The 22,534-nt window shown below is 63.4% G+C and carries 20 protein-coding genes; 10 read left to right on the forward strand and 10 right to left on the reverse strand.

All coding sequences use genetic code 11. The annotated features are described in order from the left end of the window. Window positions 1–298: 298 nt before the first annotated feature. The 4 genes from exaC to pedF all read right to left on the reverse strand — a co-directional run bounded on the left by exaC (window position 299) and on the right by pedF (window position 4,172). Window positions 299–1,819 carry an acetaldehyde dehydrogenase ExaC gene (gene exaC / locus MLD24_RS17015; protein ID WP_227172467.1) on the reverse strand — a complete coding sequence of 507 codons (1,521 nt, stop codon included), beginning with the start codon at window positions 1,817–1,819 and terminating at the stop codon, window positions 299–301. A 149-nt stretch (window positions 1,820–1,968) separates the two neighbouring features. Continuing rightward, on the reverse strand, window positions 1,969–2,916 hold the full coding sequence (locus MLD24_RS17020) for a quinoprotein relay system zinc metallohydrolase 1 (RefSeq protein WP_282450704.1): 948 nt from the start codon (window positions 2,914–2,916) through the stop codon (window positions 1,969–1,971). A 32-nt stretch (window positions 2,917–2,948) separates the two neighbouring features. Next, window positions 2,949–3,728: a quinoprotein dehydrogenase-associated SoxYZ-like carrier gene (locus MLD24_RS17025; protein WP_248168260.1), complete on the reverse strand. Its 780-nt coding sequence runs from the start codon at window positions 3,726–3,728 to the stop codon at window positions 2,949–2,951. A gap of 21 nt (window positions 3,729–3,749) precedes the next feature. Then, window positions 3,750–4,172, reverse strand: a complete 423-nt coding sequence (gene pedF, locus MLD24_RS17030; protein ID WP_227172470.1) for a cytochrome c-550 PedF — start codon at window positions 4,170–4,172, stop codon at window positions 3,750–3,752. Window positions 4,173–4,648: 476 nt separating this feature from the next. Here pedF and MLD24_RS17035 point away from each other — a divergent pair, with 476 nt between their 5' ends. Next, window positions 4,649–6,505 (forward strand): PQQ-dependent methanol/ethanol family dehydrogenase, encoded by a 1,857-nt coding sequence (locus tag MLD24_RS17035; RefSeq protein WP_227172471.1) that lies wholly within the window; start codon window positions 4,649–4,651, stop codon window positions 6,503–6,505. Window positions 6,506–6,579: 74 nt separating this feature from the next. Then, window positions 6,580–7,224 (forward strand): pentapeptide repeat-containing protein, encoded by a 645-nt coding sequence (locus MLD24_RS17040; RefSeq protein ID WP_248168262.1) that lies wholly within the window; start codon window positions 6,580–6,582, stop codon window positions 7,222–7,224. Here MLD24_RS17040 and MLD24_RS17045 read toward each other — a convergent pair. Next, on the reverse strand, window positions 7,185–7,862 hold the full coding sequence (locus tag MLD24_RS17045) for a response regulator (protein ID WP_248168264.1): 678 nt from the start codon (window positions 7,860–7,862) through the stop codon (window positions 7,185–7,187). The two genes, MLD24_RS17040 and MLD24_RS17045, sit on opposite strands and share 40 nt — an antisense overlap. A gap of 259 nt (window positions 7,863–8,121) precedes the next feature. Between MLD24_RS17045 and MLD24_RS17050 the strand changes: the two genes are divergently transcribed. The 3 genes from MLD24_RS17050 to MLD24_RS17060 all read left to right on the forward strand — a co-directional run bounded on the left by MLD24_RS17050 (window position 8,122) and on the right by MLD24_RS17060 (window position 10,025). After that, window positions 8,122–8,700, forward strand: coding sequence for a rhodanese-like domain-containing protein (locus tag MLD24_RS17050; RefSeq protein ID WP_248168266.1), 579 nt, complete (start codon window positions 8,122–8,124; stop codon window positions 8,698–8,700). A gap of 8 nt (window positions 8,701–8,708) precedes the next feature. After that, window positions 8,709–9,494, forward strand: coding sequence for a response regulator (locus MLD24_RS17055; RefSeq protein ID WP_227172475.1), 786 nt, complete (start codon window positions 8,709–8,711; stop codon window positions 9,492–9,494). Window positions 9,495–9,617: 123 nt separating this feature from the next. Then, the gene (locus MLD24_RS17060; RefSeq protein ID WP_248168268.1) at window positions 9,618–10,025 is read left to right on the forward strand and encodes a GFA family protein; all 408 of its coding nucleotides are present in this window, start codon (window positions 9,618–9,620) and stop codon (window positions 10,023–10,025) included. A gap of 70 nt (window positions 10,026–10,095) precedes the next feature. Here the strand turns inward: MLD24_RS17060 and MLD24_RS17065 are convergent, their stop codons facing one another. The 4 genes from MLD24_RS17065 to MLD24_RS17080 all read right to left on the reverse strand — a co-directional run bounded on the left by MLD24_RS17065 (window position 10,096) and on the right by MLD24_RS17080 (window position 16,893). Then, complete coding sequence (locus MLD24_RS17065; RefSeq protein WP_248168302.1) at window positions 10,096–12,672, reverse strand: hybrid sensor histidine kinase/response regulator; 2,577 nt, start codon at window positions 12,670–12,672, stop codon at window positions 10,096–10,098. A 6-nt stretch (window positions 12,673–12,678) separates the two neighbouring features. Further along, window positions 12,679–13,974 carry a nitric oxide-sensing protein NosP gene (nosP, locus tag MLD24_RS17070; RefSeq protein ID WP_248168270.1) on the reverse strand — a complete coding sequence of 432 codons (1,296 nt, stop codon included), beginning with the start codon at window positions 13,972–13,974 and terminating at the stop codon, window positions 12,679–12,681. Window positions 13,975–14,154: 180 nt separating this feature from the next. Further along, window positions 14,155–15,309 (reverse strand): porin, encoded by a 1,155-nt coding sequence (locus MLD24_RS17075; RefSeq protein ID WP_248168272.1) that lies wholly within the window; start codon window positions 15,307–15,309, stop codon window positions 14,155–14,157. A gap of 291 nt (window positions 15,310–15,600) precedes the next feature. Next, complete coding sequence (locus MLD24_RS17080; RefSeq protein WP_416381872.1) at window positions 15,601–16,893, reverse strand: WS/DGAT domain-containing protein; 1,293 nt, start codon at window positions 16,891–16,893, stop codon at window positions 15,601–15,603. 403 nt (window positions 16,894–17,296) lie between these two features. Between MLD24_RS17080 and MLD24_RS17085 the strand changes: the two genes are divergently transcribed. Both MLD24_RS17085 and MLD24_RS17090 read left to right on the forward strand, forming a co-directional pair. Beyond that, window positions 17,297–18,220, forward strand: a complete 924-nt coding sequence (locus tag MLD24_RS17085; RefSeq protein ID WP_248168274.1) for an alpha/beta hydrolase family protein — start codon at window positions 17,297–17,299, stop codon at window positions 18,218–18,220. 81 nt (window positions 18,221–18,301) lie between these two features. Beyond that, window positions 18,302–19,054, forward strand: a complete 753-nt coding sequence (locus tag MLD24_RS17090; protein WP_227172481.1) for a DUF8198 family protein — start codon at window positions 18,302–18,304, stop codon at window positions 19,052–19,054. A 5-nt stretch (window positions 19,055–19,059) separates the two neighbouring features. Here MLD24_RS17090 and MLD24_RS17095 read toward each other — a convergent pair whose 3' ends face one another. Then, window positions 19,060–19,338 carry a polyhydroxyalkanoic acid system family protein gene (locus MLD24_RS17095; RefSeq protein ID WP_227172482.1) on the reverse strand — a complete coding sequence of 93 codons (279 nt, stop codon included), beginning with the start codon at window positions 19,336–19,338 and terminating at the stop codon, window positions 19,060–19,062. Between the two features lie 113 nt (window positions 19,339–19,451). Between MLD24_RS17095 and ubiE the strand changes: the two genes are divergently transcribed. From ubiE to ubiB, 3 genes are read left to right on the forward strand one after another with little or no spacing between them, the layout of a single operon-like run. Beyond that, window positions 19,452–20,252 (forward strand): bifunctional demethylmenaquinone methyltransferase/2-methoxy-6-polyprenyl-1,4-benzoquinol methylase UbiE, encoded by an 801-nt coding sequence (gene ubiE, locus MLD24_RS17100; protein ID WP_248168276.1) that lies wholly within the window; start codon window positions 19,452–19,454, stop codon window positions 20,250–20,252. Then, window positions 20,252–20,887, forward strand: a complete 636-nt coding sequence (locus MLD24_RS17105; protein ID WP_248168278.1) for a ubiquinone biosynthesis accessory factor UbiJ — start codon at window positions 20,252–20,254, stop codon at window positions 20,885–20,887. The genes ubiE and MLD24_RS17105 overlap by 1 nt, the downstream gene beginning before the upstream one ends. Continuing rightward, complete coding sequence (gene ubiB / locus MLD24_RS17110; protein ID WP_248168280.1) at window positions 20,884–22,530, forward strand: ubiquinone biosynthesis regulatory protein kinase UbiB; 1,647 nt, start codon at window positions 20,884–20,886, stop codon at window positions 22,528–22,530. The genes MLD24_RS17105 and ubiB overlap by 4 nt, the downstream gene beginning before the upstream one ends. Window positions 22,531–22,534: the final 4 nt, after the last annotated feature.

Here is a 22,534-nt window from a genome sequence, read left to right on the forward strand (position 1 = left end):
CATCGGCACAGCGGCGCCTTGGTCAGAACCCTCAGAGACAAGCATTAAGTTAACGAATTAACCAGACGGGACACTGGCAGGGAAACAACACGAAAAAACGGCCCGACGAGAGAACCCAGGGACCGAAAAGGCAGGAAGACCCAAAGACCCCGCGACCGGAGAACGCCGCGGGGGCCAGCCAGAGGCCGGTCAGTAAAAGCACATCCATGTGCCGACTCACCTCCGGGCCGCCACCAGGACGGCCCGGGCACAACAACACCTGGTGACAGGTGGTGCCTAAATGCTGCCTAAGTAATGCCTAGAAGAAACCCAGCGGGTTGGTGTCGTAGCTCACCAGCAGGTTCTTGGTCTGCTGGTAGTGTTCCAACGCCATCTTGTGAGTCTCACGACCAACACCGGACTTCTTGTAACCGCCAAAGGCCGCATGGGCCGGGTAGGCGTGGTAGCAGTTCATCCAGACCCGACCGGCCTGAATGTTCCGCCCCATGCGGTAAGCCAGATTGGTGTCGCGACTCCAGACCCCGGCACCAAGGCCGAATTCGGTGTCGTTGGCGATGGCCAGGGCTTCTTCCTCGGTCTTGAAGGTAGTGACGCCCACCACCGGGCCGAAGATTTCTTCCTGGAACACCCGCATCTTGTTGTCGCCCTTGAACAGCGTGGGCTGGATGTAGAAGCCATCGCTGAAGCCCTCGCCCAGCTGTTCACGGTCACCGCCGGTCAGCACCTCGGCGCCTTCCTGCTTGCCGATTTCCAGGTAGGACAGGATCTTGTCGAACTGCTCCTTACTGGCCTGGGCGCCCACCTGCACGTCTGTGTCCAGCGGGTTGCCACGCTTGATCGCCTTGGTGCGCTCGACCACCTTGGCCATGAACTCGTCGTAGATGTCTTCGTGAACCAGTGCCCGGGACGGGCAGGTGCAGACCTCACCCTGGTTGAAGAACGCCAGCACCAGGCCCTCGACACACTTGTCGATGAATTCCGGCTCCGCCTGCATGATGTCCGGGAAGTAGATGTTCGGCGACTTGCCGCCCAGCTCCACGGTGGACGGGATGATGTTCTCAGCCGCGCACTTGAGGATGTGGGAGCCCACCGGGGTGGAGCCGGTGAAGGCGATCTTGGCGATGCGCTTGCTGGTGGCCAGAGCCTGGCCAGCCTCGATGCCGTAACCGTTGACGATGTTCAGCACGCCCGGCGGCAGCAGGTCACCGATGATTTCCATCAGCACCAGGATGCTGGCCGGGGTCTGCTCCGCCGGCTTCAGTACGGTGCAGTTGCCCGCGGCCAGACAGGGGCCCAGTTTCCAGGCGGCCATCAGCAGCGGGAAGTTCCAGGGAATGATCTGACCAACCACCCCCAGCGGCTCGTGGAAATGGTAGGCCACAGTGTTGTGGTCGATCTCACCCAGATGCCCTTCCTGCGCCCGCAGACAGCCGGCGAAGTAACGGAAGTGATCGGCCGCCAGCGGAATGTCGGCGTTGAGGGTTTCACGAACCGCTTTGCCGTTATCCCAGGTCTCGGCCACAGCGAGACGCTCGAGATTGGCTTCGATGCGGTCGGCAATTTTCAGCAGGATGTTGGAACGTTCGGTTACTGAGGTCTTGCCCCAGGCCGGTGCGGCCTTGTGGGCAGCATCCAGAGCCAGCTCGACATCTTCGGCGGTGGAGCGGGGAATCTCGCAGATCACACTGCCATTGACCGGGGTGATATTTTCAAAGTACTGGCCTTTGACCGGTGCTACCCACTCGCCACCGATGTAGTTCTCGTAACGGGGTTTGAAGGAAACGACGGAGCCTTCCTGTCCGGGTTGTGCGTAGATCATGATGTCGACCTCTTGTTGTGGTTGTCTCTGGTGGCGTCACCGCCTTTTGTCAGCGTCTGTTTCACTCTAGCCGGCCCCGGTCAGGACGCCAATGGGTCCTTGGAGGGTCATCACTCGTTCATTAGTCGTAGATGCCCCAGGGCCCGTGGTTACTGGCTTCCCGGCGTGGCCTCCGGGTTCGCCAGCAACTCCAGTGCGGCTTTTTCATAGCCCGGATAGAGATGCGTCGTGGTTCGGACCAGCTCGTACCGCCGACCGGCCACCGCTGCGAACCGTTCCGGGATCGCCATCTGCATCACCTCACTGCGGCTGAGACCACGCCGGGCTGCCTGCGTCAGGGCGTGATCCAGCCAGCTCAGGTAGTCGGCCATCTGTGCCAGGGCAGCGCCCCCGTCACTGACCGGGCCATGGCCTGGCACCAGCACCCGGAATGGCAGCGTCCGCAACTGCTGCAGCTCTTCCGCCCAACGCGCCAGCCCTGGGGTCTGTGGGGTTGTGAGGGCGCGGTTGTAGAACACCAGGTCAGAGGCAAACAGCACACCGCTGGTTTCGTCCAGCACCACCAGATCCGACCCGGTATGCCCCGCAAACGCCATCAGCCGCAGCCGGCGCGTCCCCACCGTCAGCACGCCCGGGCTGAGGGTGTTGGGCGGCACCACCAGCTCGGTGCCCCGCATCCAGTCCCCCACCAGTCGGTACATGTTCTCGGCAAAGGCCGGACCATCCCGGGCCAACAGCTCACGCCCCCGGGGCAGCATATACAGGGTGTGCTCCGGGAAGGCCTGGTTGCCGAACACATGATCCGGATGATGATGGGTCAACAGCACATGGGTGACCGGCTGATCGCTATGGCGGGCAATCAATGCCCGCAGCGCCTCGCCATAGCGACGGGAGGGACCGGTGTCGATCACAACCACACCGGCATCGGTTTCGATAAAGCCGGTGTTGACGATGTTGCCGCCGTTGGCGGGCGAGAAATTCTCGGTGGTGCCCTCCACCACCCAGACCCCGTCCGCGACGGCCGTGGCCTCCAACCCGTAACTGCGGGCAGCCACCAGGGATGGCGCCGACAGCAGGCAAAGCAGGCACATCACCATCGCGCGAACTTGCAACCGCGTTGATGCTGCCACTAGCCGCCCTCCCCGAGCGCCAGTTCACGCTCGAACAGATTGCCGTTGTTGTCCCGCATCCATAACCGCACGGCACGCCGCTCGCCCGCCAGCTCAAACACAAACATCGGATTCTCTGCCGCCGACTCCGCCAGCCGCATCCGCAACAGCAGGCGGTCACTGGCCAGGTCGTGCAGGCGGACATCGTCGATACGGAACGCGGGCACATTGCCCACCATGCCGGAATCCATCGGGTGCAGGGTATGGAACTTGAAACGGGTGTGGCCAGGTACCGGCGAGAAGGCTCCGCCACGGATGGTACCGAAGGCGGTCTGCCAATCCGGATTGGCGGCGGTCATGCTGGGCGCGGTGCAGCCGCCACCGGCAGCGTCGACATCGGCGCTGCCAATGTGCCAGCGACCATCATCGGCCTGCGCCGCCACCCGCACTGCCGTCGCCTGCTGCACCCGAAAGTTGAGGGCGATCAGTCGCGGCTGCGCCGCCTCGGGGGTCAGTTTGAACAACAGCGGCACCGGGTTGAAATCAACCCAGCTCACCAATTGGCGAATGGGGCCGGGAAACGCCGACAGATCCACCGTCAGCGGCACCTGCGCGGAGTCCTCGGCGAAGCCGGGCACCTTCAGGGCCACCCGGTCATCAATCACCACCTGGGCCTCGTCCCCCAGGTATCGCACCAGGTTGTACTCCCACATCGGGGAGCGCAGCGGGTCATCCGGCAGTGCCGCAGCCCGCGCCAATCCCGTAAGCAGCATCAGTGTGACAGCAATCCAGCGGCCCATGGCAACTCCCCGACGTTGGCGTTACTCCTTCACCGACTCGATGTAGGTCTTGATGGCCCACATGGCGTTCTGGTTCAGGTTGCGCTTGAACGAAGGCATACCACGATCGGTGCCGTGGGTGACCCGGCCGATGAAGTATTCATCGTCCCACTCGGTCAGTTCCCGCAGATCCGGAGTCAAACCACCGGACACCACTTCAATACCGTGGCAGTTCTGGCAGTTGCCGGTGTAGGCACGCTTGCCAACCGCCACCGCCTCCTCGTGGAAACTTCCCTTGTCGTTGCCGGCCCGGAACGGGTTTTCGGCCAGCAGTTCCTCGCCCAGCTCGGGCAGATTGCCGGTGTCCACCGGCTGCGGGGTCACGTTGCCATGCCCCAGCACTGCGCCTGCACCGGCCAGTAACCCGGCGGCGGCGATCAGCTTGATGGAATGTGAAACTGCCATAACCTGTTACCTCTGTTGTTCTTGATGGTGATGATCTTGATCGTGCTGTTCTTGACGGTCTCGTGCTTGATCGGGTGTTGCACGTGATCTCTCAGAGCGCCAGCCGGGGCTCGTAGCCGCTGCGAACATGGCGCTGAATCCAGTCTAGAAAGGCGATGGCGGCGATCGAATGCCACTTTGGAGGCTGGCGCATCCTCCCTTGGTCGTACGCTCACCGGGGCGAGGCCAAAGCACGACGGCCCAGCGCCATGATCAAAAAGCCAGACAGTTCAGGGCCTAGGCCCGAGGCCGGGAACTTTTCCCGAGGCTACTTCCGGTTCTCCCGGGATTGCGGTGGGAATTTCCGTCGCCGTCAGCCCCGGGCGGGGCTAATACTCACTGCGTCACAGCGCTCCAGAGCGACCTGCGGCTGGTGAGCAAACCGGTCTGCCCCGCCCTGACCTGGCGCCCAACGACAGCAACCAAGGGGAAACACCATGAAAACAAACACAGCTAAGCGCCCCCTGATCCAAGGCATCAGTCTGGCCCTGGCCATCAGTTCGGCCGCCGGTCTGGCAACCAATGCCCTGGCCAGTGAGGTCACCTGGGACGACATCCTCAACGACGCCAGCACACCGGAAAACGTGCTGGCCTATGGCATTGGGCCCAAGGCACAGCGGTACAGCCCGCTGACCACCGTCAACACCGAGAACGTCGAGCGGCTGGTACCGGCCTATTCCTTCTCATTCGGTGATGAAAAACAGCGCGGCCAGGAATCCCAGGCCCTGGTGCACGACGGCATCATCTACGTGACCGGCTCCTACTCCCGCCTGTTCGCCATCGACGCCCGCACCGGTCGCAAGATCTGGGACTACAGCCACCGCCTGCCCAACGACATCCGCCCGTGCTGCGACGTGGTCAACCGGGGGGCCGCCATCTTTGGTGACAAGGTGTTCTTCGGCACCCTGGATGCCGGCATCGTGGCACTGAACAAAGACACCGGTGAGGTGGTCTGGCGCAAGAAGTTCGAGGATCACACCGGCGGCTACACCATGACCGGCGCTCCGACGCTGGTGAAGGATCAGGCCTCCGGCAAGGTCCTGCTGATCCACGGCTCGTCCGGTGACGAGTTCGGCGTGGTCGGCAAGCTCTACGCCCGTGACCCGAATACCGGCGAGGAAGTCTGGATGCGGCCGTTTGTGGAAGGTCACTACGGTCGCCTCAACGGCGAACGCAGCACGCCCACCGGCGATCCCGATGCCCCCAGCTGGCCGGACGACCCCAACACCGAAACCGGCAAGGTGGAAGCCTGGAGTCACGGCGGTGGCGCCCCCTGGCAGAGCGCCAGCTTTGACGCCGAGACCAACACCATCATCGTCGGTGCCGGCAACCCGGCGCCGTGGAACACCTGGAAGCGCACCTCCCCCGGCGGCGATCCCCACGATTACGACAACCTCTACACCTCCGGCCAGGTGGGCGTGGACCCGAGCACCGGTGAGGTGAAATGGTTCTACCAGCACACCCCGAACGATGCCTGGGACTTCTCCGGCAACAACGAGCTGGTGCTGTTCGAGTACACCGAAGATGGCGAGACGGTGAAAGCCACCGCCCACGCCGACCGCAACGGCTTCTTCTACGTGGTGGACCGGGAGACCGGCGAATTCCAGAAAGGCTTCCCGTTCGTCGACAACATCACCTGGGCCACCGGTATTGATCCGGACACCGGCCGCCCGATCGAAGTGGAAGGCCAGCGCCCGCCACCCCCGGCCGAGGGCGAGACCAAGGGCGAGTCCATTGAGGTATCCCCGCCCTTCCTGGGTGGCAAGAACTGGAACCCGATGGCCTACAGCCAGGACACAGGCCTGTTCTATATTCCAGCCAATCACTGGAAAGAGGACTACTGGACCGAAGAAGTCACCTACAACCGCGGCGCCGCCTACCTGGGCCAGGGCTTCCGCATCAAGCGCATGTTTGATGACCACGTTGGCATCCTGCGGGCAATGGACCCGCTGACCGGTGACATCAAGTGGGAACACAAGGAAAACATGCCACTGTGGGCTGGCGTACTGGCCACCAAGGGCGGCCTGGTCTTCACCGGCACCGGCGACGGCTACTTCAAGGCCTTCGACGCCAACAGCGGCGAGGAACTGTGGTCGTTCCAGACCGGCTCCGGGATCATTTCCCCGCCCATCACCTGGGAAATGGACGGCGAGCAGTACATTGGCGTGGTGTCCGGCTACGGCGGCGCAGTTCCGCTGTGGGGCGGCGACATGGCCGAGCTGACCAAGCCGATCTCCCAGGGTGGATCATTCTGGGCATTCAAGCTGCCATCGTGGATGGAAGCCAGCCGTTAAGCCCTGACCCAACCGGGCCCGGCAGCCGCCGGGCCCTCTCTGTCTGACCGGTCATCCTGCCGAAGGAGATCAGCATGCGAACTGCCACCGTTATCTTTACCGCCCTTGTCGCCAACGCCATCAGCGGCACGGCCCTGGCTCAGGAGGTCCGGACCCTCAACGGCTGTCCCCTGGTGCCTGAGGCCGACTGCGCTGGCGTCGACCTGCGAGGTGTCGACCTTGCCAATGAGGATCTCAAGGGCATCAACCTTGCCGGTGCCGACCTGCGCGGCGCGGTGCTCAACCACACCAACCTGCGGGGAGCCAATCTGAACGGTGCCAACCTGGCGGGCGCCACCGGCCAGCGGGTCAACCTGTACCGGGCCTCGGTTCGCGGTGCCAACCTGCAAGGCGCCAACCTGGCGGGGTTGCGGGGGGAATATCTGTTTGCCCAGGGGGCGGACTTCAGCGATGCCAATTTGACCGGTGCCAACCTGGATTTCTCCCGGCTGTCCGGTGCCACCCTGGTGAACACCAACCTCAACGTGGCCACGCTGGAAATTGCCTGGCTGCCCAAGGCCAATCTGCAAGGTGCCAACCTGATGGGCGCCAACCTGCAGGAAGCCAAGTTGGGTTCCGCCAACCTGGCCGGAGCCAACCTGACCGATGCCCGCATTCACTATGCCATTTTTGAGGGCACCTACATGGAGGGCTGCACCGCCTGCCCGTTTGACTGGTAAGCGAGCGTGCGCTCACCGTAGCGCACCAGACCGCTGTCCACCGCCAGGTGGATGAGGTCGACCGCAGAACGTACCTGCAATTTGTTCTTGATCAGCGCCAGGTGGTTGGAAATAGTCTTGTCGCTGACACACAGACGCCGGGCAATACCGGCCACCGGTTCGCCACGGGCGTACATCACCAGCACTTCCAGCTCACGCTGGGTCATCTCCTGCAGACGCTGGTCGGCGCCGTGCTGGTGGTTGAGGGCCAGCCGGGTGGCCACCGAGTGCTCGATGTAGGGTTCGCCGGCGGCAACCCGTTCCACCGCCGACACCAACACCGCCTGATCGCAGTTTTTGGACACGAAACCCAGCCCGGCCAGGGCCTGACGCACCATGGGTAGCTCGTCGTGCATGGAGAAGAACAGGATGCGAACCTCGCGATGGCGCTGCAACAGACGTCGCGCCACCTCCAGCCCGGACAGGTCTGGCAGGCCGATATCCAGCACCACGGCATCAAAGCGGTGTTCGGCGCACAGCGTCAACGCGGCCTGACCACTGTCTGCCTCGGTCACCTGCAGCGCTGGCAGGGCGCTGCGCAACAGCCTGTGAATCGCCACCCGGACCACCCGGTGGTCGTCCACCAATAGCACATTCATAGCGCTCTCCTTATTGTTTCCTCCCATGCTAGCGCTGACACCCCGGGCCGGAATGGTTCTTTGGTACCAGCGCCTTGCTACTTTGTGCATAGCGCCGACCCAGGCAGCCCCGCTTTAACCAGGCGTCTTCAAGGTGATCCGGAGTTCATCAGACGCCCACTAGTTCTTTAGTTGCAAAGGATTAATGCCATGGTGGCATTTAAGGAAGGTGGTGGAGACCGTTAAATGGTAGAAACAAGAACTATAAGTGAGGTTTCCCATGCGCCACGCCCTGACCGGCCTGGTCGTCAGCCTGCTGCTGGCCGGCGGCCCGGTGCTTGCCACCAACGATGCGCCCGAGGCGCTGTTCTCGGCGGACGGCTACCGCATCGACCGTTATCGCAGCCCCACACCGGAGGTCGCCGAACCCGCCCGGACGGTGGATACCGGGGAACTGCGCGCGCTGCTGAAGCAGACACCGAAACCCGTGCTGATCGACGTCATCAATCTGGAGTACCGGGCCGACCGGTTCCTGCAGACAACGCCCCACCCCTCGCTGCCTGGCGCTATCTGGCTACCCAATACCGGCCGCGGCGAGCTGTCCGAAGCCTGGTTGCGATACCTTATCGACAATACCCTGGCGCTTACCGGCCAGCGCCTGGACTACCCGGTGGTGGTGCTGTGCAAGTCAGACTGCTGGCTGTCCTGGAACGCCACCCGGCGTCTGGCCGCCGCTGGCTTTCGTAACCTCTACTGGTACCGCAACGGCGTTGACGGCTGGGCCGAGGCCGGCCTGCCGATGCAGCCTGCGAAGCCGGTCAAACCCGGGTTCGCCACCGACACCAACAACAATTCCTGAGGTGCCCCATGCTGACCACCCTCACCCCCACCGCCAACACCGCTCACGCGGGGTCCAAAAACCGCTATGATGGAAACCTCCAGACCTGTGAGGAAACCAGACCCGCCGTGACCGACTCCGTGGACTGCAACTACCGAATCCTGATCGCCGACGACCATCCATTGTTCCGGGAGGCCATCAGCAACGTGATCGCCTCCGGTTTCGAGGGCAGCGAGATCATCGAGACCGAAGACCTCGACAGCGCCCTTGCCATTACCCGGGAACAGGACGACCTCGACCTGATCCTGCTGGATCTGAACATGCCCGGCATGCACGGACTCAACGGCCTGATCTCCCTTCGCAACGAGGCCCCCACCATCCCGGTGGTGATTGTCTCCGCCGAGGAGGACAAACAGGTCGTGCTGCAGGCCATCACCTACGGTGCGGTCGGTTTCATCACCAAATCCTCGCCGCGGGAGCAGATGACCGATGCCATCACCCAGATTCTCAATGGCAACGTCTACCTGCCGTCGGACATTATCCGTACCGGCAAGGAGACCCAGCGCCGTCACCGCCATGAAGACAACCCCATCTCGCCGGAGTTACTGAACTCCCTGACCCGACGCCAGCTGCTGGTACTGGAACGCATGTCCAAGGGCGAGTCCAACAAACAGATCGCCTACAACCTCAACATCGCCGAAACCACCGTGAAGGCCCATGTTTCCGCCATCCTGCGCAAGCTGGGCGTTCACAACCGGGTACAAGCCATCCTGTCGGCCGGGGATGTGGATTTCAGCCAGTATCTGAAGCGCTAGTGCGCCCTCCGGGCCTTCAGAGGTGATCGGGGGTTAATCAGAGGCTCCCTGGGAAACTTGGACCCCGGCGGCCCGTTCCCGCACTATGGGCTTTTGATTCACGATCGACCAGGAGTCAGTTCAGTGACAACCACTTACCGCGGCAGCTGTCTTTGCGGCGACGTCCGTTTTTCGGTACAGGGCGTGAACCCCAGCGCCGCCAACTGCCACTGCACCATGTGCCGGAAGTTTCACGGTGCCGCGTTTGGCACACTGGTCAGCGTGTCCGGCCTGCGGTGGCTTGCCGGTGACAGCAACCTCAAAGAGTTCGTCGCCGCCAACGGCACCACCCGCACGTTCTGTGGCCAGTGTGGCTCCAGCCTTGGCTTCCGGGTCAAGGGTGCCGACGCCACTGACATCGAGCTGGCCATTGCAACCTTTGACGACGACCTCCCGGTCTCTGTCGAAGCCAGCATTTACACCCATTACAAAGCCAACTGGTGCGACCTGCCAGCCGGTCTTCCCGCCTACGGTGAAGGCCGTCCGGGTTAGTACCCCTTAACAAGTGTTTCGCTGACAGGCGAGGAACCGTTGTTAGGGAGCCTCTGATCAGGAAACACCATTACTGCAGCAGATGATGCAGCGCTGAGCGCAGCTTGAGAGGTTTGACGGGTTTGTTCATCAGCAGGTAACCGCGATCGCGGATGTCCTGCTTCAGCGCATTGCTGTAGTTGGCGGTGATCATCAGTACCGGCACCGCCTGCCGCCGGCGAGCGTTGATGGTGGTCACGGCGTCGACCCCGGTCTCATCGTTGTCCAGGTGGTAGTCGGCGAGAATCAGGTCAACCGCATCGCTGGCAATGTCCACCCGGGCGTCCAGATCCGCCAGCGAGACCGCCGTCAGCACCTCACAGCCCCAGCCTGCCAGCAGCGTGGCCATGCCCTGACAGATCGCCGGGTCGTTATCGATCACCCACACCCGTGCACCACCGAAGCTCTCGTGGGGCGCACTGGCGCAGTCCTGGCAAACCTGGGGACGGGGGCGATGGGTGGCCAATGGCACCCGGACACTGAACACCGAGCCGCGTCCGGGCACCGAATCGACGTGAATGTCATGCCCCAGAATGCGGGCGATCTTGTCCACAATTGCCAGCCCCAGTCCCAGCCCCTTGTCGGCCTGGCGACCGGCCGGCTCAATGCGCTTGAATTCCTGGAAGATCTCCGACAGCTTGTCCGCCGCAATACCCGGCCCGGTGTCCCAGACCTGCAGTAAGACATGCTGCCCCTGGCGGCGGCAGCCCAGCAAGATGCGACCGTTGCCGGTGTATCGGATGGCGTTGGTGAGAAAATTGCGCAGAATCCGCGCCAGCAGCTGGGAATCGGACTCCACCAGTGCCGAGCAGGGCACAAAATCAAGCCTCAGCCCCTCCGTGCCCGCCAGCTGCCGGAACTCCCGCGCCAGATTGTTGAGCAGGTCCCGCAGGTCAAACACCGTGATGTCCGCCTGGATCACGCCGGCATCCAGCTTGGAGATGTCCACCAGGGTACCCAGCAGGTTCTCCACATCGTCCAGAGAGGTGGCCACCGAACGCACCAGGCCCTCCGCCCGGGGCCCGAACGCCTGTTCCTGCAGCGCGCTGGTAAACAGCCGGGCGGCGTTGAGGGGTTGCAGCAAATCGTGACTGACGGCGGCCAGGAACTTGGTCTTCGACAGGTTGGCCCGCTCCGCCTCCAGTTTGGCGTCCCGCAGCCGCGCTTCCACCGCCGCCCGCTCGTTGATCTCCTGACGCAGCTGGTTGTTGAGACCGGTGAGTGCTGCTGTTCGCTCTTTGACCCGGCGTTCGAGATGATCGTAGGCTTGTTCCAGCGCCAGCGCGGTGCGCCGGCGGTCGGTGATGTCGCGAATCAGCACGAACAGCCCCACCACCGTTCCCCGGGCGTCCCGGTTGGGCACATAGGAGCGCAGCATGTAGTGGCGCCGGCCCTCGCGACCGGTCTCCTCCAACTCAAAGGTCACGCTTTCACCTGCCAGTGCCTGGCGAACCCGGGGTAACAGCCGCCGGTACAGCGCTGGTTCATACACCTGCTCAAGCGGCAGCCCCAACAGCGATGTCCGGCCCGCGGCATACCAGCCTTCATAGACCTTGTTGCAGAACTGCATGGTCTGGTCGGCGCCGACGTAGGCGATCAGCGCCGGCACGTGATCGGTCACCAGGCGAACCCAGCGCTCGCTTTCGGCGAGGGTTTCGGCGTAGCGATAGCTCTCGGTAATGTCGGTGTAGGTGTTGACGAAGCCACCGCCGAGCATCGGATGGCTCTTGATCTCCAGCACCAGGCCGTCCGCACGACGATGGATCTGTTCGGCGTAGGGGGCTTCCGCCGCTGGCCCCGGTGCCGGCAGCAACAGCGGCACCGAGGCATCCGCCATCACCGCAGACAGGTCGGTGTCACTGGACACCTGCTGCGGCGACAACCCGGTCAGCCCCAGGAAACGGTCGTTCCAGATCTCCGGGCAACCGTCGGGACTGACCAGCACCACGCCCTGGGACAGGTTGTCGACAGCGCTTTGCAGCAACCGCGACTTTTCCGCCAGCGCCTGTTCACGGCGCAGGTTCTCCGAGTGCTTGAGATCGGTGATGTCGGAATACAGCAGCACCAGACCGCCTTCCCGGGTGCGGGTCTCGGTCATCTGCACCCAGCGCCGGTTGGCCAGCAGGAACACCGAGCCCTCGGCATCCGGCTCGGTGTGCTCCTCAACGATCAGCCCTGAGCGTACCGCCCTGGCCTTGACCTCCGCCACGGTGGCGCCGCGGCGCACCCGCTCACCGGTGTAACGCCAGTAACTGTCAAACCGGCTGTTGCTCAGCACCAGGCGTTGATCCTGGTCGAACAGCACAAAGCCATCGCTGATGCTCTCGATGGCGTCCACCAACCGCTGGTGGGTGGTTTCCGCCTGTTGCCGGGCCCGCTCAAGCGCCTTGTTGCTGGCCTTCAGCCGGTCCATCGCTCCATTGAGGGCGTCGGTCCGCTCCCGAACCTGTTCGGCCAGCACCACCGAATGCTCGAAGGCGGCGTAGGGGTCGGGCTTGTGGGTGACACCGGACTCCACCCGCTGGATCAGCGCGTCGCGGATGCGTTTCAGACGGCCGTTCTCTGCCTCGAGTTCGGCGATGCGGCGGTCCCTGGGGTCAGAGTCCAGTCCGGATCAGGCGTTGCGGGTAGCGAAGTCAGGCTGGCCAATGACCACCCCCGTAAAAGTCTGGTTGATGTGCATGCCGTCAAACTGTTCGCCATAGGAGTTGAAGCCAATCACCCGATGGCGGCTGAGAAACTCGCCGATGTTCTGGTCGATGCCGGTCACCTCCGCTTCCAGGCGACGCAGAAAACAGTCGCAGCCGATGGTCACCAGCGGTGGGCCCACCACCGCCTCGGCCTGCGCTAACTGGTCCTGCAGACTCTGTTGCAACGACCCGGTGCGCATCATGGTCATCACGATGCCGGTTTCCACCGCGCAGTAGAACGTCAGGCTGCCGTCGGCATTGACCCGCTGCACGGAACGGATGAAATGGTGGCCGCCTATGCGTACCGCCATCGGGTGTAGGGCAAACGTTTTCCGATCGAGCTCGGCTTCGGTTACGCCCACTGCCCGGGCATAGGCCCGCGCCGCCGGCTCGGCATTGAGTTCATGGACGGTACGACGATCGCTGTCAGCGCGGGTCACCACCAGCTTCTGCTCGGTGGCAGTCATGTGGTGGGTGGAGAACACTCGGAAATCCAGCGGCGTATTAACCAGCATCACAATGGCGGCGTGGTTGTGGAAGCGGCCCTGAAAGTAGACGTGGGTATCGTTGAGGCGTTCATCATCGCCCGCTGAGCCACCAAACTGGGGAATCGAGCCCAGCGCGGCGTTGAGGGTGGCCAGCACCAGTTCCTCACGGCTCGACAGGCCATCCAGCAGGGTGATGGCGAAGGTGTGGTCTCTGACCGGCGCCAGGTCAGCGTCACGGCAGGTGGCAAGCAGGCGGTCGATACAGCCCTGGGCATCCTGCAACGAGAACCCTTCCAGTTCCTGAATCAGCGCGCAGTCGACGGCAAAGTGGCGGCGATCCAGTGCAATGGCGGTCATGCAGCCACGGCCATAGCCCTGGGGCGTGATCTCTCCGGCGGTGGTGCAGCCACACACCAGAACGCCGGGAAACGCCGCCTCCAGTGCCGGGCCCAGTTGCGCCAGATCGTAGTCGGCGGAGCAGAAGAACAGCACACAGCCGAGTTCGGCATGGGCCAGCTCATCCGCCAGTGCCCCGGCTGCCGCCGCGGCATCACGCAGGGACGTACTGGCCAGCCGGGCGGCAGACTGGGAGCTGGCAGGCTGATGGGTAGCGGCATTCATCGGCTGAGGTTCCGGGTACGGCGGTAGTTCTTCCGATTGTACGGCCCCCAACGGGTACGCCAATGCGACTTCCGTGCTTTTTACCGGCGCGCCAAATCGATCGTAAGCCATTGAAAAAAGGCTCCTCTGAAAAACAGGCCGACCAAACCAGACAGATTCGCCAGACCAATCCGCTACTTTCGTCCTACCGGACCCGGGGGTTTCCGGGGCAATAGCGGCAGCCATCCCTGCCCGCCGCGCCCCGCGGCGACCCACGCCGCGTTATCAGATCAGCACCTTCTGGGTCAGCACCTACCAGGTCAGCACGGCGCCCACCGCGATGGTGTCGGTCTCTTCCACCATCGCGCCGGTGGATTGGCTGTCAACATTCAGCATGCTGTATTCCGCCACCAGCTTGAGGTTGCTGTTGACGTCGTGGAACAGGGCCACGGTGGTGTTGTCCCGTTCCTGATCCAGCACATCGTCCTCATTCTCGCCGTAGGACAACACCACCCGGTTGGCACCGAAGCGGTAGGCCCCCTGAACCAGGTAGCCTTCAGTATCCTGCTCACCCGCCACCAGATCGAGGAAGTTATTGGTGAACAGCGGGTTAACGCCCTCCGCCGTAAAACCGGAGGCGGACAGCGACAGCCCGGCAACACTGACCTTGGCGCCGTAGCCAACACCAGTGGAGGTGACGTCCTCAACCGCGTCATCGGTACTTTCCGAATTCTGATACTGACCGTTGACCCAGGCCGTCAGGTTGATGCCATCCAGATCGAGCGCGTAAGTGAGTTCGGACTCGAACCGTGGCGCTTCCTCATAGGCCACACCGCTGCCGTCCTCCGCGGTGCCGTTAGGGTCCATCACCCCAACCGCCAGTTTGAATCCGGCCAGCTCCGGTGTGCGGTAGGTGATCTGTGCAGTGGGGAATGGGTAAGGATAGCCGGTGGCAATGTTGCCGAACGACACCCCCTGGCCGTTGACCAGGCCCAGGGTGTCACTGGTCTGGCCATAGCCCATGAGAATCTCATCAAGGAAGATGTTGGAACGGGCAAACAGACCGAAGTCCTTACCGATCAGCACCTCCCCCCAGTCGCTGGCAACGGTGCCATAGAACTGCCGCACATCTATGCCGGTGCTGGTGCCACCGGTTTCGCCATCGTTGATGGTGACCCAGAACGAGGAGCGCGCCCCCAGTGTCAGGTCGCCCATGTCGCGATGGACATTAAAGCCCAGGTAGTTGGGCAGGAACCCCATTTTCACCCGGGACTGACGGCGATCCGCGCCCTCTCCCGGCTGGTCGACGTCGGTGTTGACGTAGAAGGTGTTGATGTAGCCGTCGGTGGAAAAACGGGTGCCGTCGGCGTCGTACAGATCGATGGCCGCCTGGGCCTGGGATGCCGTACCGGCAGCCAGGGCAACCGCCAGCGCCAGGGCAGCGGGTTTTGCATTGTTGTTGTTCATATTTCCCCCATCTGGGAGTCCGCTGACTGGTGGCCCGTTCGGTTGATGCGCTGATCTGTTGAACGGGACACAAATGCCAGCTGGAAGCTCCAAAGTTGTCATCTGGAAACAGCGCGACCGGCGGCCAGGCCGGGCGGCTGGGCCGCAATCAGTGGCCACGGATCATGGTCCGCCAGCGCGATCGGGGGGAAAATGGGTCGAGGGAGTCGGTTTGCTCGGCAATTGGAACGTTACCGGCACGGGACTTTGGAAGTAAGACCGGATGGACGGATCAACGCCCGGCGAGTGAAGCTAGAACCGCTCGAGCTCTGCCAGACAGTCGTCGAGGAAGGGGCCGGGCTGGGGCAGGATGGCCTCGTCCGCGACCACGCCGAACTGCACCTGCCCGGCGTAGCTGACGATGCTCACTCCCAGGCCAATGTTGCCGGCCTGGGGCACCCAGAACATCTGTTCACGGATACGGCAGCCGGCCAGGTAACGTTCGTCGCGGGTACCGGGCACATTGGACACCACGGCACTGGCCTTGCGGTACATCAGGTCGGCGATGGGCTGGCGCCAGGCGCCTGGCAGCAGACTGGCCGACCCCGCCAGGCCCCAGGATATACCCGGTTGCCAGGTTTTTTTCAGACGCCGGGTTTCGTGCTTGACCCGGTAGAGCCGCTCCAGCGAACTGTCACCGTCCACCGGCAACGGCACAAACACGGTGCCAAAGAAATTGCCCAGATCCAGCTCGCCCGGACGAATACCCTCCGGCAGTTGGCGGCGTATATCCACCGGCACGGCGGCGTGCAGAATGGTATCGTCGAGGGATTCACCGTCAGTCTCGATGTGGCGACGCACCGCCGCAGACACACAGCTCAGCAGCACGTCGTTGATGGTGGCACCGGTTTTGGCCGCCGCCTCGCGAAACCCCGCCAGCGCCACCGGTCGTGACCAGCGACAGCTGCGTCGGCCCAGCAACGGCCGCTTGAGCCGGGTTGGACTATCCTCAGGCTCCACCAGGAACTGGCTCACCTCATTCACCAGACGCAGGCCCTGCATTGCCGCCCGTTCCAGCGGCGAGCGTGATCCGGTCTCCGTTGTCAGCGGCTCCGGCGCAGCCTCGGTCATCGCCGCCAGCGACGACAGCCAGGCTCCGGCTGAGCGGTACCAGCGACCAGGATCGGCCTGTTCGGTGGCACCATAGAGCGCCGGCGCCTGTTGCGGCGACGGTGGGCAGATGCGATCGAACACCCCCAGCAGCGACAGGCCATCGGCGTAACAGTGGTGAATCCGCAGCAGCAGCGCGGCCCCGCCCTCGGCGTCAGGCACCAGCCAGAATTTCCAGCGCGGGCGATAGTCCGGCAGAGGTTGGTTGAGACGGGCGGACACCCAGTCCTGCAGCGCGGCCTCATCCAGCGGCTTGTGGACAACCTCGATATGATGGTGGAGGGCAAAACTCGGGTCCCGCTCCCACCACCACCCCGGAGCCCGCGCCACCGGCATGTAGCGGAAGCGCTCCCAGGCCAGCCAGTAGACCTCCAGAAAGTCGTACAGCCTCGCCGGCGTCAGCCCCTCGACCCGCAGCATGACCGTGATGGTCATCGGGTTTTCCGGGCGTTCCAGAGCCAGCCAGGCAGAATCCACCGGCAGGAGAAGATGCGCGTGCTCGTGACTCAACGACTGGCGACCCCGGTAAGTGTGTGTTTATGAGGCAATAACGAGGCATTGTGCCAGACATACCCGGCCGCCTCCACAGAGCCGGCTGCAACCCGGGAATTACAAAAAATTACATTTCAGCAACCTTCGCCCCCTATACTCGGGGTAGCAGGTGTTTAAAGGTGAACGAGCCCCTGATTGGCTCTGACAAAGCAAAAAAAACGTAATCTGCGCCAATACAACCCGTGCACCCAAGCGATAAAACAGTGGTATCTGCTTGCAACGGTGCGCTCCTGAGCGCACGAACCAAATAACAACGCGCAGACACACTGCTGGTGGGAGAACGGTGATGAAAGCAAGCCACGTTCGTAAACTGATCAAACCAATTGAGAGCGCCTACTCGGAGATGTTTTCCGGCCGGGTCTACCGGGTCGGCAAGGGTGCGGTCTCAGTACGGAATCACAGCGGCCAGGCGGAACAGACCGTCATTGGCGTTCATGGCTTTCTGGAAAACCACTGCTACTTCACCCAGGCCTACGAAGAGCCCACCACCGAACTGATCCTGCTGACCTGCTGCAACTACCACATCCCGGTCAACGGCGTGACGCCGGAATACCCGGAGTGGGAGGTGCCGATCAAGCACCCGGAAGCCACCATCGAGTACGATGCCTGCGTCCTGGTGCAGGCCCTGGCCAATCTGCCGACCACCGACAACATCCGCATCCACGGCCATTCCCGCGGTGGCGCAGTGGTACTGGAAGCCATCCGCCAGCGCCCGGAACTGTTTGACAACGTGGAGGTGGTGCTGGAGGCGCCGGTGCTGCCACAGGGCAAGCTGCACGCCCTGGTGACCACCCTGCTGGAGCCGGTCAGCCATGGCATGTGGCCCTGGCTGATCCGCCTGATCAACAGCGCCCCCCAGTCGGCCTATGGCCAGACGTTTTTCGGCAAGATGAACCCGCGCAAGAAGGCCCTGCTCAGCAAGCTGTTCTTCGCGACCAAGGACCATCTCACCATCGTCCGCAACATCGAAAACATCATGGACTGGATGCATCGCACCGACACCAGCGTTTACCAGCACGTGCGCCATGGCACCTTCCTGATTCCCCAGGTGGACCGCATTCTCGACCGTTCGGCCATGCTGGCCAGTGCCCGCCAGAGCCCCACCACCATGCGGATCGTCGAGACCGACGCTCCCAGCCATTTCATCACTCTGGACAGCAATGAGTGGGTCCCGGGGTTTGAAGCCCTGCCCGCTGCCGCCCAGCAGTAACGCCTGGTACAAGACAGCTCACACCGGCTCCGGTAAACTGCGGCCTTTTTGCCGCCGCAGCCCCGGAGCCCACAGCCGCCCATGTACCGTGATCGCCTCGTCCACACCCCGGTTCAGAGCGACGGTGGCCGCCGCCTGCAACAGCACCTGCTGGCTTACCACGATTTTCGCCTGCGCCGACGTCACCACCCGCTGGTGGACCGGCTGGCCCTGCTGGAACAGTGGCAGGCCCGCCGACTGCGGGAGTCCCACCAGGACCTGATCGCCGATCCGGGTTACCGCACAGGCCTGGAGTTCCTGCTCTCTGACCTCTACGCCCCCAGCGGCATGACTCGCCGCGACGACAACATCGACCGGGTATTTCCCAAGATGGTGAAGTGGTTGCCGGAACAGCAACTGGACACCCTGGCGGGCCTGGTGGAGTTGAACCTGGTGACCCAGTCCCTGGACCTGGCCCTAGTGGAAACCCTGGCCTATCACGGCCATGGCCGGCGTTTTCTGACCCCGGAACAGTACTGCCAGGGCTACCGCGCCTGCGGTCAGCTGGACCAGCGCCGGCGCCAGATCGAGCTGGTATCGGAGGTGGGCCAGCAACTGGATCGATACGTCCGCAACCGGACCCTCGGCTGGCTGCTGGCAATCAGCCGGGGACCGGCTGAGATGGCGGGACTGAGCGATCTGCACGCATTCCTGCAGCGGGGCTACCGGGCCTTTCGGACCATGGACCGGGTGGAACGGCTGATCGATCAGTTGGTGGTGCGGGAAACCCGGGTGATGGAGCGCATTGTCTCCGGCCACCCGGCACCGTTCACGGCCTCAGAGAAGCCCGGGTAAGCCACCTAAGACTTGACCAGCTGATCCAGCTGGCTGTGGATTTCCTGCTCAATCCGTCCCTTGAACGGACGCAGCAGCAGGCCCAGCTCCAGGTGCACGTGAATGTCGTCCGGCTTGATGGTGAGCTGGCCCTTGACGCCACTGCGCTTGAACCGCACCAGGTCACCATCCCACTGGTAGTGGACATCAAACTCACGGGCCAGATCGCTGGCCAGGGCTTCCGCCGCCTGGCGGGCGTGGTCATGATCCAGACTGTGGGCACGGTGAATATCAATCACTGACATGGCGCAAGGTTCCCCTCAAAATTGGCAATTTCGCTAGTTTAAGGGGCCGCTAACCTTGTAGCCACCCCCCTAACCGTTAGAATACGGTGTTCAGATTCTGACAGGACCCTGCCATGAGCCAACAACCGACGTCCCCCGATCAGGCCCCCGCCAACAGCGCCGGCAACCCCGCCGACAACACCACCCACTTCGGCTTCCGGCAGGTGGATCGTGGCCAGAAGGCCGGCCAGGTGGCCGAGGTGTTCCACTCGGTCGCGGGCAAGTACGACCTGATGAACGACCTGATGTCGATGGGCATCCACCGTCTGTGGAAGCGTTTCACCATCGAACTCAGCGGCGTGCGGCCGGGCCACCGGGTGCTCGACATCGCCGGCGGAACCGGCGACCTGACCATGAAGTTCTCCGACCTGGTGGGGCCGGAAGGGCAGGTGGTGCTGGCGGACATCAACGCCTCCATGCTGCAGGTAGGCCGGGGTCGTCTGACCGATCGCGGTTACGTCGGCAACATCGAGTACGTCCAGGCAGATGCCGAGCACCTGCCGTTCCCGGACAACCACTTCAACGCCGTCAGCATTGCCTTCGGCCTGCGTAACGTCACCGACAAGGACCAGGCCCTGCGGGACATGACCCGGGTGCTCAAACCCGGCGGCAAACTGATGGTGCTGGAGTTCTCCAAACCCCGTAACCCGCTGCTGAGCAAGGCCTACGATCTCTACTCCTTCAACGCCCTGCCGCTGATGGGGCAGATGATCGCCGGCGATTCCAACAGCTACCAGTACCTGGCGGAATCCATTCGCATGCACCCGGACCAGGATACCCTGCGGGACATGATGACCGACGCCGGCCTGGTGAACTGCAAATACCACAACATGACCGGGGGCATCGTCGCCCTGCACGTAGGAATCAAACCCTGATGATGCCGGGCCCGACCCTGCGCGCCGCGCTGTCCGGCATGGTTGAGGAAGCCCTCAATCGGACCCTGGCGCTGGACCCGGCCGGCCACCAGGCGCTGCTCGCGGCGTTGCGCGGCACCGTGCAGTTCCGCCTGACCGCGCCACTGCCTCTGACGCTGACGCTTTCGGCCAGCGCCGACCGGGTCCGTGTCGGCAGCGTCGAGGAACCCGCGCCGGCCATCGAGATCGCCGGCCGGCCGCTGGCGTTTCTGGCCCTGGCCCAGGGCGATGACCAGGTGTTCAGCGATGGCCGTCTGACGGTTCATGGCGACATGGCCCAGGCCCACCAGTTCCAGCGCGCGCTGGATCGCCTCAATCCGGACTGGGAAGCCAGCCTGGCGAAGGTGATGGGGGATGTGCCGGCGCATTTTCTGGGGCGTCGACTGCGCGCCGCCCTGCAGTGGAGTCGCCAGGCCAGCGCGGCCCTCAATGCCAACGTGGAAGAATACATCCACGAGGAGAGTCGCGCCCTGCCCGGTCGGCGCGAACTGGAAGCCACCTTCCATGACATCGACGAGCTGCACCTGCGCACCGAGCGCCTCGCCGCCCGCCTCGATCACCTGACCGACGCCCCCCGGAGTTCGGAGACACAGTGACACGCCTGCAACGCCTGATCCGTATTGGCTGGGTCTTTTGCCGTTATCGCCTGGATACCTTTCTGCCGATCGCGGAACTGCCCACGCCGCTGAAACTCTTTTTCCTGCTGGCGCCCTGGCACCTGTTCCCTCAGCCCAAGCTCAGTCGCGGCGACCGCCTGCGGCTGGCACTGGAAGAACTGGGCCCGGTGTTCGTCAAGTTTGGCCAGATTCTCTCCACCCGCCGCGATCTGCTGCCGGACGACATGGCCGAATCCCTGCGCCAGTTGCAGGACCGGGTGCCGCCCTTCTCCGGCGAGCGCGCCCAGGCCATTATTGAACGGTCCCTCGGCGCCCCGGTCAGTGAGTGCTTCGCCGAATTCAGCCAGCAGCCGATGGCGTCGGCTTCGGTAGCCCAGGTGCATGCCGCCACCCTGCCCAGCGGCCAGCAGGTGGTGGTCAAAGTCATTCGTCCGGGCATCGAGAAAGTGATCCGGCAGGACCTGGCGCTGATGTACCTGATGGCCGGCCTACTGGAGCGCTACTGGTCCGAGGGACGACGATTGCACCCGGTGGACGTGGTGGCCGACTACGACGCCACCATCCACGACGAGCTGGACCTGCAGCGGGAAGCCGCCAACGCCAGCCAGTTGCGACGCAACTTCGACGGCTCCAGCCTGATCTACATCCCCGCCATCGACTGGGACTACACCCGCAAGTCGGTGCTGGTGATGGAACGCATTCACGGCATTCCGGTGGCCGACGTCGCCTCCCTGACCGCCGCCGGGGTTGACCTCAAGGTACTGGCAGAAAAAGGCGTGGAGATCTTCTTCACCCAGGTGTTCCGGGACAGTTTCTTCCACGCCGACATGCACCCGGGCAACATCTTTGTCGACGCCAGCAATCCCCGGGACCCCAAGTACATTGCCATCGATTTCGGCATCGTCGGCACCCTGGCCCCGGACGATCAGAGCTACCTTGCCCGCAACCTGCTTGCGTTCTTCCGGCGCGACTATCGGCAGGTGGCAGAGCTCCACATCCAGTCCGGCTGGGTGCCGCCAGACACCCGGGTCAACGAATTCGAGGCGGCAATCCGCACCGTCTGTGAACCGATTTTCGAGCGCCCGCTGAAGGACATTTCCTTTGGGCACTTCCTGCTGCGACTGTTCCAGACCGCCCGCCGCTTCAATATGGAGGTGCAGCCGCAACTGGTGTTGCTGCAGAAAACCCTGCTCAATGTCGAGGGCCTGGGCCGTCAGCTCTACCCCGACCTGGACCTGTGGAGCACCGCGCAGCCGTTCCTGGAAACCTGGATGCGACGACGGCTCGGCCCTGGCACGCTGTTCAAGACCCTGCAGTCCCACCTGCCGGCCTGGCTGGAGCAGTCGCCAGACATGCCTCAACTGGTGCATGATGCGCTACTGGAGCTGCGTAACCGTGGCACCGATGATCATCGCCAGGCCCAATGGCAGGCTCAGCTGGATGACCGGCAACGCCAGCAGGACCGACGTTGGCGGCGCACCACGGCGGCGCTGGTGCTGACCGGGCTGGCCCTCGCCAGCACCCAGGTCGACCTGCTGGCAGTGGCGCAGGATCTGCCCGCTTACGGGTGGGGGCTGATTGCCGTGGCTGCCTGGCTGGTGGCCCGTCCGGCTCCCCGCTAAAACC

The sequence above is a fragment of the Marinobacter xestospongiae genome (genome assembly GCF_023156385.1).
Classification (GTDB): domain Bacteria; phylum Pseudomonadota; class Gammaproteobacteria; order Pseudomonadales; family Oleiphilaceae; genus Marinobacter; species Marinobacter xestospongiae.

Coding starts and splice junctions, on each gene's coding strand:
- exaC (WP_227172467.1), bottom strand. CDS start 1,819: ATGATCTACGCACAACCCGGACAGGAAGGCTCCGTCGTTTCCTTCAAA.
- MLD24_RS17020 (WP_282450704.1), bottom strand. CDS start 2,916: ATGGTGATGTGCCTGCTTTGCCTGCTGTCGGCGCCATCCCTGGTGGCT.
- MLD24_RS17025 (WP_248168260.1), bottom strand. CDS start 3,728: ATGGGCCGCTGGATTGCTGTCACACTGATGCTGCTTACGGGATTGGCG.
- pedF (WP_227172470.1), bottom strand. CDS start 4,172: ATGGCAGTTTCACATTCCATCAAGCTGATCGCCGCCGCCGGGTTACTG.
- MLD24_RS17035 (WP_227172471.1), top strand. CDS start 4,649: ATGAAAACAAACACAGCTAAGCGCCCCCTGATCCAAGGCATCAGTCTG.
- MLD24_RS17040 (WP_248168262.1), top strand. CDS start 6,580: ATGCGAACTGCCACCGTTATCTTTACCGCCCTTGTCGCCAACGCCATC.
- MLD24_RS17045 (WP_248168264.1), bottom strand. CDS start 7,862: ATGAATGTGCTATTGGTGGACGACCACCGGGTGGTCCGGGTGGCGATT.
- MLD24_RS17050 (WP_248168266.1), top strand. CDS start 8,122: ATGCGCCACGCCCTGACCGGCCTGGTCGTCAGCCTGCTGCTGGCCGGC.
- MLD24_RS17055 (WP_227172475.1), top strand. CDS start 8,709: ATGCTGACCACCCTCACCCCCACCGCCAACACCGCTCACGCGGGGTCC.
- nosP (WP_248168270.1), bottom strand. CDS start 13,974: ATGGCTTACGATCGATTTGGCGCGCCGGTAAAAAGCACGGAAGTCGCA.
- MLD24_RS17075 (WP_248168272.1), bottom strand. CDS start 15,309: ATGAACAACAACAATGCAAAACCCGCTGCCCTGGCGCTGGCGGTTGCC.
- MLD24_RS17080 (WP_416381872.1), bottom strand. CDS start 16,893: ATGACCATCACGGTCATGCTGCGGGTCGAGGGGCTGACGCCGGCGAGG.
- MLD24_RS17085 (WP_248168274.1), top strand. CDS start 17,297: ATGAAAGCAAGCCACGTTCGTAAACTGATCAAACCAATTGAGAGCGCC.
- MLD24_RS17090 (WP_227172481.1), top strand. CDS start 18,302: ATGTACCGTGATCGCCTCGTCCACACCCCGGTTCAGAGCGACGGTGGC.
- MLD24_RS17095 (WP_227172482.1), bottom strand. CDS start 19,338: ATGTCAGTGATTGATATTCACCGTGCCCACAGTCTGGATCATGACCAC.
- ubiE (WP_248168276.1), top strand. CDS start 19,452: ATGAGCCAACAACCGACGTCCCCCGATCAGGCCCCCGCCAACAGCGCC.
- MLD24_RS17105 (WP_248168278.1), top strand. CDS start 20,252: ATGATGCCGGGCCCGACCCTGCGCGCCGCGCTGTCCGGCATGGTTGAG.